Origin of the sequence: Paramicrobacterium chengjingii (assembly GCF_011751765.2) — a bacterium.
Taxonomy (GTDB): Bacteria; Actinomycetota; Actinomycetes; order Actinomycetales; family Microbacteriaceae; genus Paramicrobacterium; species Paramicrobacterium chengjingii.
The window spans coordinates 258,857-271,508 of sequence record NZ_CP061169.1 but is presented as its reverse complement, the minus strand read 5'-3'; the positions used below and the strand labels follow the sequence as shown (position 1 = coordinate 271,508).

At 63.6% G+C, this 12,652-nt stretch carries 14 protein-coding genes; 7 read left to right on the top strand and 7 right to left on the bottom strand.

Annotated elements, in window-relative coordinates; translation table 11 throughout:
• The first annotated feature begins 263 nt into the window (after positions 1–263).
• Entirely contained in the window at positions 264–614 is a 351-nt protein-coding gene (locus HCR76_RS01395) for a VOC family protein (protein WP_166985521.1), read from the top strand.
• 31 nt (positions 615–645) lie between these two features.
• Positions 646–816, top strand: a complete 171-nt coding sequence (locus HCR76_RS01390) for a hypothetical protein (protein WP_166985524.1) — start codon at positions 646–648, stop codon at positions 814–816.
• Positions 817–840: 24 nt separating this feature from the next.
• Here HCR76_RS01390 and HCR76_RS01385 read toward each other — a convergent pair whose 3' ends face one another.
• Together HCR76_RS01385 and HCR76_RS01380 are read right to left on the bottom strand one after the other, a co-directional pair.
• Positions 841–1,641 (bottom strand): ABC transporter permease, encoded by an 801-nt coding sequence (locus tag HCR76_RS01385; RefSeq protein WP_166985527.1) that lies wholly within the window; start codon positions 1,639–1,641, stop codon positions 841–843.
• A 35-nt stretch (positions 1,642–1,676) separates the two neighbouring features.
• Positions 1,677–2,678, bottom strand: a complete 1,002-nt coding sequence (locus HCR76_RS01380; protein WP_198248114.1) for an ATP-binding cassette domain-containing protein — start codon at positions 2,676–2,678, stop codon at positions 1,677–1,679.
• A gap of 60 nt (positions 2,679–2,738) precedes the next feature.
• Here HCR76_RS01380 and HCR76_RS01375 point away from each other — a divergent pair, with 60 nt between their 5' ends.
• The 3 genes from HCR76_RS01375 to HCR76_RS01365 all read left to right on the top strand — a co-directional run bounded on the left by HCR76_RS01375 (position 2,739) and on the right by HCR76_RS01365 (position 5,524).
• Positions 2,739–3,710 (top strand): helix-turn-helix transcriptional regulator, encoded by a 972-nt coding sequence (locus HCR76_RS01375; RefSeq protein WP_166985530.1) that lies wholly within the window; start codon positions 2,739–2,741, stop codon positions 3,708–3,710.
• Between the two features lie 173 nt (positions 3,711–3,883).
• Positions 3,884–5,119: a threonine--tRNA ligase gene (gene thrS, locus HCR76_RS01370; protein WP_166985533.1), complete on the top strand. Its 1,236-nt coding sequence runs from the start codon at positions 3,884–3,886 to the stop codon at positions 5,117–5,119.
• Positions 5,120–5,173: 54 nt separating this feature from the next.
• The gene (locus HCR76_RS01365; protein WP_166985535.1) at positions 5,174–5,524 is read left to right on the top strand and encodes a VOC family protein; all 351 of its coding nucleotides are present in this window, start codon (positions 5,174–5,176) and stop codon (positions 5,522–5,524) included.
• A gap of 33 nt (positions 5,525–5,557) precedes the next feature.
• Here HCR76_RS01365 and HCR76_RS01360 read toward each other — a convergent pair whose 3' ends face one another.
• From HCR76_RS01360 to HCR76_RS01340, 5 genes are all read right to left on the bottom strand, one after another.
• Positions 5,558–6,670, bottom strand: coding sequence for a bifunctional 2-methylcitrate synthase/citrate synthase (locus tag HCR76_RS01360; protein ID WP_166988051.1), 1,113 nt, complete (start codon positions 6,668–6,670; stop codon positions 5,558–5,560).
• A gap of 50 nt (positions 6,671–6,720) precedes the next feature.
• Positions 6,721–7,620: a methylisocitrate lyase gene (gene prpB / locus HCR76_RS01355; protein ID WP_166985538.1), complete on the bottom strand. Its 900-nt coding sequence runs from the start codon at positions 7,618–7,620 to the stop codon at positions 6,721–6,723.
• Positions 7,620–9,143 (bottom strand): MmgE/PrpD family protein, encoded by a 1,524-nt coding sequence (locus tag HCR76_RS01350; protein ID WP_166985541.1) that lies wholly within the window; start codon positions 9,141–9,143, stop codon positions 7,620–7,622. The genes prpB and HCR76_RS01350 overlap by 1 nt, the downstream gene beginning before the upstream one ends.
• 17 nt (positions 9,144–9,160) lie before the next feature.
• Positions 9,161–9,817, bottom strand: a complete 657-nt coding sequence (locus HCR76_RS01345; RefSeq protein WP_166985544.1) for a GntR family transcriptional regulator — start codon at positions 9,815–9,817, stop codon at positions 9,161–9,163.
• 137 nt (positions 9,818–9,954) lie between these two features.
• The gene (locus tag HCR76_RS01340; protein WP_166985547.1) at positions 9,955–10,449 is read right to left on the bottom strand and encodes a CGNR zinc finger domain-containing protein; all 495 of its coding nucleotides are present in this window, start codon (positions 10,447–10,449) and stop codon (positions 9,955–9,957) included.
• Positions 10,450–10,523: 74 nt separating this feature from the next.
• Here HCR76_RS01340 and HCR76_RS01335 point away from each other — a divergent pair, with 74 nt between their 5' ends.
• Both HCR76_RS01335 and HCR76_RS01330 read left to right on the top strand, forming a co-directional pair.
• Positions 10,524–11,384 carry an alpha/beta fold hydrolase gene (locus tag HCR76_RS01335; RefSeq protein WP_166985550.1) on the top strand — a complete coding sequence of 287 codons (861 nt, stop codon included), beginning with the start codon at positions 10,524–10,526 and terminating at the stop codon, positions 11,382–11,384.
• A gap of 204 nt (positions 11,385–11,588) precedes the next feature.
• Positions 11,589–12,581 (top strand): malate dehydrogenase, encoded by a 993-nt coding sequence (locus HCR76_RS01330; protein ID WP_166985554.1) that lies wholly within the window; start codon positions 11,589–11,591, stop codon positions 12,579–12,581.
• The last annotated feature ends 71 nt before the right edge of the window (positions 12,582–12,652 follow it).

Genomic DNA, 12,652 nt, shown 5'->3' with positions numbered 1-12,652 from the left:
GCCCGACTGTCGGCGTTCGACAACACGCCGCACTGCCATCGCGCGCCGACGTGCCTCTGCCCACAATGCACACGGGCCACTGCTCCCCTCTGCCCCCATTCGCCTGTTCATCTCAGCACTGTCACTCACACGCTCGTCATGTCCCTCGCTCGCACGCACCTTTGTCCCTCCCGATGGACGCGCTACAGTTCCGGTTGTGCGCTACAGAAGTTTCTGTAGCGCAGTTCCTAATCTGTAGCGCGCGCGTCATCTATCCTGGGCAGATGGCCTTGGAATGGGAACAGATCATTGTGGATTCGCAAGACCCGCAGTCGCTCGGGCGTTGGTGGGCAGAAGCGCTCGGCTGGGTTATCGTCGACGATGCAGACGGCGTCGAGATTCGCCCGAGTGCAGACAGGCTGCCCGGCATCCTGTTCGGCAATGACAGCGGTGCAAAGCAGGTGAAGAACCGGGTGCACCCAGACTTCCGCCCGGACGATCAGCAGGCAGAAGTAGAGCGGCTGCTGTCGTTGGGCGCCCGCCGCGCTGATGTCGGGCAGACGGGAGACGAGCCGTGGGTTGTGCTGCTCGACCCGGAAGGCAACGAGTTCTGCGTGCTCTCGAACAGAGCGTAACCACGCGGCATCCGGAGCATCATCTGGGAGATTGCGGTCGAATGGCGCGAGCGTTCCGGCCTCGGCGTTCGGCCAGCTCGGATCAGCGCCGATCGCGCACCTTAGCTGGGCCATCAGCCTTCTGCTGACCATCCTCGGCCTTGCAGCCATCGTCGTCTCAATCGTTGTCGTCTCGCGTTCCGGGAAGAAGTCCGGCGACTGATCGCCGGACCGCAACCCCAGCAGATCACCGAGCGCGACGCATCCCCCTCGTTCCGATGACCAGTCCGACGACGGTGATCGCTGATGCTGCAATGAGTCCGCCGAGAACCGCAGATGAGGCAAGATCGCCAGCGAAGAGAGCGCGCTCTGCCTCGACGACGTAGCCGATCGGGTTGATTGCTGCGGCGACCTTCATCCACCCCGGACCGTCGTCGATCGGCAGCAGCATGCCCGAGAGGATGAGCAGCGGAAACAGCACTGTCTGGTGCACGAGCCAGAACATCCACTCGCGGCCCACGACGGCGAGCGCGAGACTGTAACTCAGCGCTCCGAATCCGATGCCGAAGAGCGCCAGCACGAGCAGGCCCACGACGAGGCCAGGAATGCTGATGCTGAATCCGAATGGCACGGCGACGAGGACGACAATGAGTCCCTGCGCCATGAGCGGAACCACCTCCTTGAGCGCCCGCCCGACGAGCAGCGCACTGCGGGAGAGCGGAGCGACGAGAGTGCGCTCGTGGGACCCGACCATGATGTCGTCGAGCAGATTCGATCCCGTGGATCCGGTGCCGAACAAAGCGACCATGACGAGAATTCCGGGAACGAACCATTGCAGGGTAGCTCCGACAGGAGCATCGGTTGTCGCGACCAGCAGCGGGCCAAAGAGCCCAAGAAAGAAGAGCGGCTGAACGAGACTGAAGATGAGGCTGAACGGGTCGCGCAGCGTCGGGCGGAGTTCACGCGTCACAACACTTGCGACGTCTCTGACGAAACCCGTCGGCCTCGGGACGATGATCTCATCTGTGGTGGAAATGGTGGTGGTCATGATGTCTCCTCTGGTGGACAGAACGTTGTGTGGTTTCACGGGGTCGTTACGACCGGATGCTCGACGGCATCCGGAATCGGGTGGTGAGACGCTCCTTCTTCACGCAGGCTCCGCCCGGTGAGTGCGAGAAAGACGTCGTCGAGCGTCGGGCGACGGTACTCGGCGCTGACGGCGCGCAGGCCCGCGGCATCCAGCTGCCTCACGGCCTGAGGCACCGCCCGTTCTCCCGCGTCGCTGGCGAGCGTGACGGTCTGCCCCGAGGCCTCGCCGCCGATCTGAGCTGCAGCCGCGTGAGCATCCTCGTCGGTTTCGAACCCGAGGGTCACCGTGTCGCCAGCAAGACCATGCTTGAGCGAGGTTGCCGTTCCATCGGCGATGATCTCGCCATGGTCCATGACCATGACGCGCTCGGCAAGTTGGTCTGCTTCGTCGAGGTAGTGGGTCGTCAAGAAGATGGTGGTGCCTGTGCGGGCGCGCAGCTCAAGGATGTGTTGCCAGAGGTTCGCCCTGCTGTGCGGGTCAAGTCCAGTTGACGGCTCGTCGAGGAACAGCAGGGCAGGTGCATGGATGAGCCCGAGGGCAATGTCGAGCCGTCGACGTTGACCGCCGGAGAGCGACTGTACCTGCCGTGTAGCGACGGCCGCGAGCTCAAGCGATTCAAGCAGTTCGTCTGCACGAGCACGGGTCTCGCGACGGCCGAGCCCGTAGAACGCGCCCTGACTGCGCAGCTCATCACGCACGCGTTGACTATTTGATGCCGAGGAGCGCTGACCGATGTAGCCGATTCGGCGACGCACCTCCCCCGGCTCTCGTGCGATGGAGTGGCCGGCGACCTCAGCCTCACCCGCGCTGGGTGGAAGCAGAGTCGTCAGCATGCGAAGCGTCGTGGACTTGCCTGCTCCGTTCGGGCCGAGAAATGCGACGAGTTCACCCGCTTCAACGTCGAGGTTGACGCCGCGAACGGCCTCGACGGGGCCACCTTTCGCGGGGAATGTCTTTCGGAGGCCACGTGCGGTGATCATGGTTTCTGTGCTCATGAACCCATCGTGCAATTCATATAGGACACTTTCTGTCCTTATTAATATGACAATGGAGATATGGCCGAAACAACGTCACGAACGCTCGATCTGCTCTCGCTGCTGCAGAGTCACCGCCACTGGTCTGCACGCGAGCTCGCAGAACGACTCAAGGTGAGCGGGCGCACACTTCGTCGCGATGTCGAGCGCCTCAGAGAACTCGGGTACGGCATCGACGCGACGCGCGGGGCCGTCGGCGGCTACCGTCTCGAGGCCGGAACCGGACTGCCGCCTCTGCTGCTGAGCGACGATGAGGGCGTGGCGATCGCTATCGGACTTCGTTCGCAGGCAACCGCCGGGCTTCGGGGCGCCGAACACACAACGGTGAGCGCACTCGCAAAGATCGAGCAGGTGCTTCCCGCCACGCTGCGACGACGGGTCGAGGCGCTGCAATCGCACGCCACGACGTCACCAGAGCAGGGTCCTCCTGTCGCTGCCGAGCTTCTCGGTCTGCTTGCCCTGTGCTGCCGTGACAGCGAGCGCGTTCGATTCGAGTACACGGATGCCGCTGGCCGTGCATCCGCCCGATCAGCCGAACCTCACCGTCTCGTCCCTCTCGCGCGGCGGTGGTATCTGCTCGCCTGGGATCGCGATCGCGACGCCTGGCGCACCTTCCGCGTCGACCGCATAGCCAATCTGTTTCTGACGCGCGTTCGATTCGATCCGCGGCCGCTCGACGACCGTGAGTCGGAGCAGCTCGTGCGCGACTCGGTGCGCTTCAGATCGACGTCGCTCTCGACAACACTGCGCATCTCCGCACCCCTTGACATTGTCTCCCGTGAGCTGGGGTGGTGGGCGCGCGACGCAGTCGCCTCCGGTGAGAACGTGACGATTCTGCCTGTCGAAGCCGAGAGCATCGATGCCCTCGTTTCGGGACTTACCTGGATACCATCTCATCTGCCCTATACCGTCGACGGGCCACCCGAACTGCTTCACCGTTTGCGCCAACAGGCCGAGCAGTTCTCCGCAGCCGCTCTCGACGCTGAAGCGTAAGCGGGTATATGCTTCTACCCGTGCAGCAGTTTCAGATTCAGGTCACGACGACGCCGGTGTGCTCCGGCGCCGCTGGCCTCTGACATCTGCAGAGTCATATTCGCCCCGGAGTTCAACTCCGGGGCTTTTTGTTGCACCCCGGATGTTCTCCCTCATTACTGGAGGTACAACAGATGGACGTCGATCACCGCGATCTCAATCGCACTATGAAGCTTTACTCGACGAGCCCCCTTGCGGGCTCGGGACTTCCCCTCTGGCTACCCGCGGGCTCCGCCATTCGCTCCGAACTGCAAAAGCTGGCCGCGGATCTTGCGCGCAACGATGGCTGCATCGGGGTCCACTCGCCGGTCTTGGGGAAGCGAGAGCTCTTCGAACGATCAGGGCATCTCGCCAAGTTCGCCGACGACATGTTCCCCCCGATGAGACTGGGAGGCGACGACGTGATGCTGCGTCCGGCGAACTGCCCACATCATGCGCTCATCTACGCCGCCGAACGCCATTCGTACCGTGAACTTCCCCTTCGCCTCAACGAGCTCGCATCGATGTTCCGTGCCGAACGCTCCGGCGTCGTCTCAGGCCTCACCCGGGTGCGTGAGATCCATTTGGACGACACCCATGTGTTCTGCCGCCCGGATCAGGTGGCGGACGAAGTGGCACGCGCACTTCGAGCCGCGCTTGAGGCGCAGGCGATTCTCGGGCTTCCCGTGGATGACATTCGCCTCTCACTCCGAGATGACTCGGATGCCTGGCTCGGCACCGCCGAGCAGTGGAACGATGCCCAGAATGCTCTTCGTGAGGGCGCCACCCGGGTGCTCGCCTCACGCGGCGCTGTTCTCGTCGAAGCACCGGGCGAGGCAGCGTTTTACGGCCCGAAACTCGATCTGCAGTTCCGGAACGACGCCGGCCACGAAGAGACCATCGCCACCGTGCAATTGGACTTCAATCAGCCTGAACGGTTCGACCTCACCTTCGTCGATGACCGTGGCGAAGACAGCCGAGTCGTGATGATCCATCGAGGGACCGTCGGATCCATGGAACGCGTCACCGCCGCGCTCCTCGAACATCACAAGGGGCGCCTGCCGTTCTGGATTGCGCCGATGCAACTCGCCGTGATTCCGATATCTGATCGTCACGACCTTGCGGCCCGAGCACTCGCTGATTCGGCGGCATCAGCGGGCCTGCGCGCTCGCGTCGCATATGACGGTTCTCTCGGTGCGCGCATTCGCGATGCACGCGACCGCCGCGATTCTGTGTTTACTGTCATTGGGGACGACGAGATTGCTGATGGCACCGTGACTGTCACCGACGTCGCTGCCGGCTACCGAGGTCGCGTGCCGCTCCATGACCTCGTCGAACGCGCACGGCTCGCGCATCAACGTCGAGACACGCATGTGCACTGGCCGAGCTGAAGCAGACCCACGCCACGGGAGTATTCTGTGTGCATACGCACACGGAGGTGAATCATGGCGTCACAACTCTCGTACTGGGTGCTGAATGTCGTCGACCTGGAAAAGGCCGCCGCGTTCTATGGCGACGTTTTCGACTGGACGTTCAGTGAGCCCGGGAGCGCGGGCGGTTACCACGTTCTCGGGTCAGATCCCATGGGCGGCATTGGGCCGCGTGGAGAATCCGGGGCTCGCTCCCCCAATCTGCTCGCATTCCAACCCGACGACGTGGATGCTGCGATTGAGCGGATCCGGGCTCTGGGTGGAACGGCAGACGAACCAGGGGGCGATGCGTCAGCCCACGGCCGCTGGATCGAGTGCACCGACGATCAGGGCACTCCGTTCGCGCTCTACAAGCCGGCGGTTTGACGACGAACTGACAGCCGCTCCTGGAGCTGGCCGCTACCCGACGTGGCGCTCGTCCGGACCGTTGTACTCAGACAGCGGCCGGATGAGCGAATTGCTCGCCAGCTGCTCAGCGATGTGCGCCGTCCACCCGGTGATGCGTGCTGCAACAAACAGCGGTGTGAACGTCTGCGTGTCGAATCCCATCAGGTTATAGGCCGGGCCAGACGGGTAGTCGAGGTTCGGCTTGATGTTCTTGCGGTCACCCATCGCTCTCTCGAGCGCCTCATACAGATCGAGCATGTCCTGCCGATCGTAGTGTTCAGCGAGGGAGTCGAGTGCCTTCTTCATGCTCGGCACGCGCGAGTCGCCATTCTTATACACACGGTGTCCAAAGCCCATGATCTTACGCTTCTCGCCGAGTGCGTCGTCGAGCCACTGCTCGGCAGCATCCGCCGTCTTGATCTCGTCAAGCGCATGCATCACGGCCTCGTTCGCGCCGCCGTGCAGGGCACCCTTCAACGCACCCACGGCAGCGGTGACGGCCGAATACAGGTCGGCGAGAGTCGATGTCACAACGCGCGCCGTGAACGTCGACGCGTTGAACGAGTGCTCCGCGTAGAGGATCATCGACACGGTGAACGCGTGCTCGACGACCTGGTCCGGCTCTTCGCCGAACGTCATCCAGAGAAAGTTTGCCGAGTATCCGAGGTCATCGCGGGGTTCAACGGCATCTTCGCCTCGACGACGTCGCTGATCGTACGCGACAATCGCAGGCAGCTTGGCGTACAGCCGCACCGCCTTCTGCCGGTTGGCCTCAATGGAATTGTCTTCGGCCGACTCATCGTTCGCGCCGATGACGCTCACAGCTGTGCGGATCACGTCCATCGGGTGGCACGTCGTCGGCAGCAGGTCGATCGCCTGCTTCACGTTGCTCTCGAGCGCCCGCTGGTCGCGCTCCACCTTCTCAAACTCGGCAAGCTCGTCGTCACTCGGGAGCTCTCCGTTCCACAACAGGTACGCAACCTGCTCGAAGCTGCACGACTCCGCGAGCTCTTGCACGGGGTATCCGCGATAGAGCAGCGAGTTCGTCTCAGGGTTCACCTTCGAAATCGCGGTGTAGTCCGCGACGACCCCGGCGAGGCCCTTTTTGATGTCGGTGTCGGTCATCATGCTCCTTTGCGTCAGGTGTGACGTGTGCACTCTACGTCGAGATGGGGTTACTTTTCGACTGCGAAGTTGAACACCGAGCTGTCGAAGTGGTTATACGACTCGTAGTCGATGAGGTCGTAGAGATCGGCGCGGTGCTGCATTGCATCGAGCTGTGTCGTGAGCGAGCCCTCGTCGTTCAGCGTGTCAAGGGCACGGGATGCTGCGCCCATGGCCATGCGCAGAAGCGAAACGGGCCAGATCACGATGTTGATTCCAACGCTCGCGAGCTGCTCGGTTGTGAACAGCTCGCTCTTGCCGAACTCGGTCATGTTCGCCAGCACCGGCACGTCGACGGCGCTGCGCACGGCGTCGAACTCGTCGAGCGAGCGCATTGCCTCGGGGAAGATCGCGTCTGCGCCAGCATCCACGAGCTTCTTCGCGCGGTCTTTCGCGGCGTCGAGCCCGCCAACGGCCCGAATGTCGGTGCGCGCCATGATGAGGAAGTTCGGGTCACGGCGGGCATCGACCGCTGCCCGGATGCGCTTCAGCGCCGTCGACTCGTCGACGACCTGCTTGCCGTCGAGGTGACCGCAGCGCTTGGGGTTGACCTGATCTTCGATGTGCGTTCCCGACAAGCCGGCATTCTCGAGCTCCTGAATGGTGCGGGCGACGTTCATCGGCTCGCCGAAGCCGGTGTCGGCGTCGACGATCGCGGGCAGCTCGGTCATGCGCGCGATCTGACCTGCGCGGGTCGCTACCTCGGTAAGCGTCGTCAGCCCGATGTCCGGCAGACCGAGGTCGGCGCTCAGCACTGCGCCCGAGATATAGACTCCGTCGAAGCCCTTGCGCTCGATCAGTCGGGCGCTCAGCGGGTTGAACGCACCGGGGAAGCGCAGCAGCTCCCCCGTCGCGAGGCGCTTTCGAAACGCGCGACGCTTGGCACCGGCATCCATTTGCGAGTAGAGCATTAGAAGAGTCCCTTCGTTGTCGGCACCGAGGCGAGCACGCCGGGTTCGACGGTGAACGTGAGATCTGCCAGCTCGTGCGGCTCGAGCTCGGGAAGACGCTGCGCAACGTCGAGAAAGCGCTCGATCTCGTCTACCGTGACTACGGGCTCCGCGAGCGAGCGGAACTTCTCGATGTAGTTCGCCCGGGCAAACGGTCTCGCTCCGAGCGGGTGGGCATCGGCGACGGCGATCTCATCGGTGATGACGCTGCCGTCTGTGAGCGTGATCGTGACGCGTCCGCCGAACGCCTTCTCTTTCGGGTCGAGCGAGTGGTAGCGACGCGTCCATTCGGGATCTTCCTCGGTGGTGATCCGTTTCCAGAGCTCGACAGTGTCGGGGCGGCCTGCCCGCTCGGGGGCGTAGGAGCGCACGTGGTGCCACTCACCGTCTTGCAGCGCGACGGCGAAAATGTACGGAATCGAGTGGTCGAGGGTCTCGCGCGATGCGCTCGGGTCGTACTTCTGCGGGTCATTGGCACCCGAGCCGATCACGAAGTGCGTGTGGTGCGATGTGTGGATGACGACGCTGCGAATCGCGCCGGGCGCCAGCAGCTCCGGGTGCTCGTTGTGCAGCTTTCGGGCAAGGTCGATCCAGGCCTGCGCCTGGTACTCCGCGGAGTGCTCCTTCGTGTAACTGTCGAGAATCGCCCGTTTGGCTTCGCCTCGCTCGGGCAGCGACACGTCATATGACGCTTCCGGCCCGTCGAGCAGCCAGGCGATCACGCCATCTTCACCCTCCCAAATGGGTTCGGGCGACGTCTGGCCGCGCATTGCCCGGTCGACGGACTCAACGGCCATCTTCCCCGCGAAAGCCGGGGCGTGCGCCTTCCACGTTGAGATCTGCCCCTTGCGCGACTGCCGGGTGGCTGTCGTGGTGTGCAGCGCCTGTCCGATCGCTTGAAAGATCACCTCGGGGTCGAGGTGCAGCATCGTGCCGAGCCCCGCTGCAGCCGAGGGACCGAGGTGCGCGACATGGTCGATCTTGTGCTTGTGCAGGCTGATCGCCTTCACCAGGTCGATCTGAATCTCGTAGCCCGTTGCGATACCCCGCACGACGTCGCGCCCCGTGCTGCCCACGTGCTGGCCGACGGCAACCATCGCGGGAATGTTGTCCCCCGGGTGAGAGTACTCGGCTGAGAGAAATGTGTCGTGGAAGTCCAGTTCGCGCACGGCAACGCCGTTCGCCCACGCCGCCCACTCGGGGCTGACGCGGCGCGACGGCTCACGCCCGAACACCGTCGAGCCATCACCGTTCACCGACACCGGGTGCGTCAGCGCCTGGGCGCGAGCGGCGGCTACGGGGGCACGGGTGACGGATGCTGCGGCGACTGCCGCGTTGTCGATCACACGGTTGATCACCATCTCGCTGACGTCGTCGCTCACCTCGACATCGTCTGCGGCGACCTCGGCGATCGCCCAGGCAAGCTGGCTCGTGCGCTCGAGGTTCTCGTCGCTTCTGTGAGTGCGCAGGTTGTGGGTCTTCATGGGATGGTTCCCTTTCATCAGGATGCTGTCTGCACCGCATTCGGCGGGGCGGCGAGCGCGTTGGCGCGACTGAGACGGAGGTGCACGTGAGTGGCATGACCGGCGAGCGCGGCGTCGCCGTCGCGAATCGCCTGGCAGATCAAGAGGTGTTCGGATGCCGCCTGACGCAGTCGCTCGGGGTTTCTCCGTGCGCTGCGGCGCACTCGAGCGGAGTGCAATCGCACGCTGCGCAGAGCCTGCTCGAGATAGCTGTTGCCCACGGCGATGTCGATCGCGGCATCCAGCTCGGTCACGAGGTCGTAGTAGCGCTGCAGTTCGTGTTCCCCGCCGTCGACGAGCTCGGCCGCATGCGTGAATTGCTCGTGCAGGTCGGCGAATTCGCGCACGTCGCGCCGGGCCGCGGCAAGCTGCGCGGCGGTCACCTCGAGTGCTTCACGCAGTTCGTAGAGCGCTGTGATGTCGTCGTCTGCGACGTCGGTCACGACTAGAGCGCGGGCGGATGCTGCCGCAACGAGTCCGTCGGCAGTCAGCCTTCCAAGGGCTTCCCGCACCGGGGTGCGCGAGTAGCCGAGTCGTGTGGACTGCTCCACCTCGGTGAGTGTCGTTCCCGGTGGGATCGTGCCGTCGAGAATTTCCTCGCGGAGCGCCCGGTACACCGTGTCGCTGGCGCGCATATCCCCCTCCCAACATCCTTCAATGTATACATTGCTGAGAAACTCGTCGCGTGAAAGCGCAGGTAACTCTCTCGTACTTCTTTCAGTGTATACACTGGCCCGACTTTCGTCGATGCGTGCGTCGGCACAGAGAGCATCTATGCCGTGCGCTGCCGCCGTGCGTGACTACGCGCCTTCATTCTGTTTCCGCAGGTGGCCATCGAGCACCACCGGGCGGAGCCGGGGCGACTGTGGTCAATGAGGAACAGGTTGCATTCGGTGTTCGCGCAGGCACGTAGGCGGCCAGGTAGTTTCTGAATCACGTCTGACCACGCAAGTGCGGCGCGAATGGCGAGCCTTTCATCGGGCGGCGCCTGCAGCTCCCACGCAATTCCGGTGGCGGTCACCTGGGGTGTGAGCGCTGCGCTGCTCACGATGGAGGTGAGCTCGGTGACGTCCGCGCCATCGCGAATCACTTCGTGGAGGAGATCGCGAACCTGCCGCACACAGAACATCTCCTCTGCGGAACCCGTACCGCCGAATCGTTCGACAAGCTCACTGCCCCCCGCGCCCTGCAGGGCGTCAGTCTGAGTGCCGTCGACGACAGGGGCACTGTTCAGCACAGCAAGCAAAAGATCTTCGTCGTGAACCATGTGCACCCTTCGGCATCGTTTCCCTTCTATGCTAACGTGTGACTAACCAGTTAATCTAGTTTAAGGAGTTAGTAATGCCTGTCGTTCACCACCGCACAGCGTCCATCGATGGTTTGCAGGTCTTCTATCGTGAAGCCGGGCCCCACGACGCACCCGTTCTTTTGTTGCTGCACGGCTACCCCACGAGCTCGCACATGTTCCGGCACCTCATTCCTGCCCTTGCGGACCGCTACCGGGTGATCGCGCCGGATCACATCGGTTTTGGGTGTTCGTCAGCACCCTCTGCCGATGACTTCGAGTACTCATTCGATTCACTCGCCGATGTCACGCAGAAATTGTTGTCGCAGCTTGAAGTCTCCACGTACACGATGTACGTGCACGACTACGGTGCTCCGATTGGTTGGCGCCTCGCGCTGGCCAGCCCTGAATCCGTCGAGGGAGTGATCTCGCAGAACGGCAACGCGTATGAAGAAGGGTTCGTGCCCGAGTTCTGGGCACCCATCTGGGCATACGCCGCTGATGCCTCCGCAGAAAACGAGGCGGCCCTCCGTCCGGCTCTCGGACGAGAGGCCGTCGAGTGGCAGTACACGCACGGAGTGCCAGATGCATCCACCGTCGACCCGGATGCGTGGGAGCACGACATTGCACTTCTGGAGCGCCCCGGAGTCGATCGCGCTCAGCTGACCCTGTTCGGCGACTATGCGACAAACCGCCCGATGTACGCTGACGTTCAGAAGTGGCTACGCAGCTCCGGGGTTCCTGTTCTCGCCATCTGGGGCAAGAATGACGAAATCTTCGGTGCAGCCGGAGCCACGGCATTCCTCCGAGACTCCCCCGATGCTCGCATCGAGCTGATTGAAAGTGGGCACTTCATCTTGGAGTCCCACCTCGACGACGCGGTCCGTGTCATCAGAGACTGGCGCGAAAGCTTCTGACGCTGCTGCGGCTCGGTCAGCCCGCAGCGACTTTGGCGAGTCCGCTCCCGATCGTGCTGATCTCCTTTGCCGAAAATGTGAACCACTACTCCTGGGACCAGTGTCTTCGCACGCCAAAGGAGCCACCTGGCACAGGTCGGATCATGCCCGTAGGCTGGTTGCGCACCCCGACTTCACGTTGCCCCCAACGCGCAAAGGAACCACATGACGACGAACGCGACAACAATCACCGTCACCGGAGCTGCGGGGCAGATCGGCTACGCGCTGCTCTTCCGCATCGCGAGCGGACAGATGCTCGGCGACGATGTGCCCGTGAAGCTTCGACTGCTCGAGATTCCTCAGGCTGTGCGCGCCGCCGAGGGCACGGCGATGGAGCTCGACGACTGTGCATTCCCGCTGCTCGAGAGCATTGAGGTCACCGACAACGTGCACCACGCATTCGATGGCGCGAACGTAGCAATGCTCGTCGGAGCGCGACCGCGCGGTGCCGGAATGGAGCGCGCCGACCTGCTCGAGGCGAACGGCGGCATCTTCGGACCACAGGGTGCAGCGATCGGCGAGCGGGCAGCATCCGATATTCGCACTGTCGTCGTGGGAAACCCCGCGAACACCAACGCATTGATCGCCGCAGCGCACGCCGATGGCATTCCCGCCGAGCGCTTCACAGCCATGACCCGCCTCGACCACAACCGCGCTGTGGCGCAACTTGCTCAAAAGACTGGCGCAACCGTCGACGACATCGATGGCATCACGATCTGGGGCAACCACTCGGCGACACAGCATCCCGACCTCAGCAATGCCACGGTCGCGGGGCGTCCAGCGACCGAGCTCGTCGAGGACACGTGGGTGCGCGACGAGTTCATTCCGCGGGTGGCGAAGCGCGGTGCCGAGATCATCGACGTGCGAGGCGCATCGTCAGCAGCATCCGCGGCGAACGCCGCCATCGACCACGTGCGTGACTGGGTTCTGGGCATGGTGCCCGGTGCGTGGACGTCGGCCGGCATCGTGTCCGACGGGTCGTACGGGGTTCCCGAGGGGCTCGTCTCGTCGTTCCCCGTGATCTCCCGCGGCGGCGAGTGGGAGATCGTTCCGAACATCGAGATCGACGCAATCTCTCGAGAGCGCATCGACGCATCGGTCGCCGAGCTCATCTCGGAGCGCGACGCGGTGCGCTCACTTGGTCTGATACGCGACTAAGCGTCGGGGTCACGCCTCTTGTTTTGACATCTGCGGTCGTACTGTCACGCCGCGGCGGCCCAGTACGTCCG

What these genes read in the sequence shown, in the direction of transcription:
- prpB (WP_166985538.1), bottom strand. Translation starts at nt 7,620, where the DNA reads ATGCTCTACTCGCAAATGGATGCCGGTGCCAAGCGTCGCGCGTTTCGA.
- HCR76_RS01360 (WP_166988051.1), bottom strand. Translation starts at nt 6,670, where the DNA reads ATGACCGACACCGACATCAAAAAGGGCCTCGCCGGGGTCGTCGCGGAC.
- thrS (WP_166985533.1), top strand. Translation starts at nt 3,884, where the DNA reads ATGGACGTCGATCACCGCGATCTCAATCGCACTATGAAGCTTTACTCG.
- HCR76_RS01395 (WP_166985521.1), top strand. Translation starts at nt 264, where the DNA reads ATGGCCTTGGAATGGGAACAGATCATTGTGGATTCGCAAGACCCGCAG.
- HCR76_RS01350 (WP_166985541.1), bottom strand. Translation starts at nt 9,143, where the DNA reads ATGAAGACCCACAACCTGCGCACTCACAGAAGCGACGAGAACCTCGAG.
- HCR76_RS01345 (WP_166985544.1), bottom strand. Translation starts at nt 9,817, where the DNA reads ATGCGCGCCAGCGACACGGTGTACCGGGCGCTCCGCGAGGAAATTCTC.
- HCR76_RS01375 (WP_166985530.1), top strand. Translation starts at nt 2,739, where the DNA reads ATGGCCGAAACAACGTCACGAACGCTCGATCTGCTCTCGCTGCTGCAG.
- HCR76_RS01330 (WP_166985554.1), top strand. Translation starts at nt 11,589, where the DNA reads ATGACGACGAACGCGACAACAATCACCGTCACCGGAGCTGCGGGGCAG.
- HCR76_RS01380 (WP_198248114.1), bottom strand. Translation starts at nt 2,678, where the DNA reads ATGAGCACAGAAACCATGATCACCGCACGTGGCCTCCGAAAGACATTC.
- HCR76_RS01385 (WP_166985527.1), bottom strand. Translation starts at nt 1,641, where the DNA reads ATGACCACCACCATTTCCACCACAGATGAGATCATCGTCCCGAGGCCG.
- HCR76_RS01340 (WP_166985547.1), bottom strand. Translation starts at nt 10,449, where the DNA reads ATGGTTCACGACGAAGATCTTTTGCTTGCTGTGCTGAACAGTGCCCCT.
- HCR76_RS01365 (WP_166985535.1), top strand. Translation starts at nt 5,174, where the DNA reads ATGGCGTCACAACTCTCGTACTGGGTGCTGAATGTCGTCGACCTGGAA.
- HCR76_RS01335 (WP_166985550.1), top strand. Translation starts at nt 10,524, where the DNA reads ATGCCTGTCGTTCACCACCGCACAGCGTCCATCGATGGTTTGCAGGTC.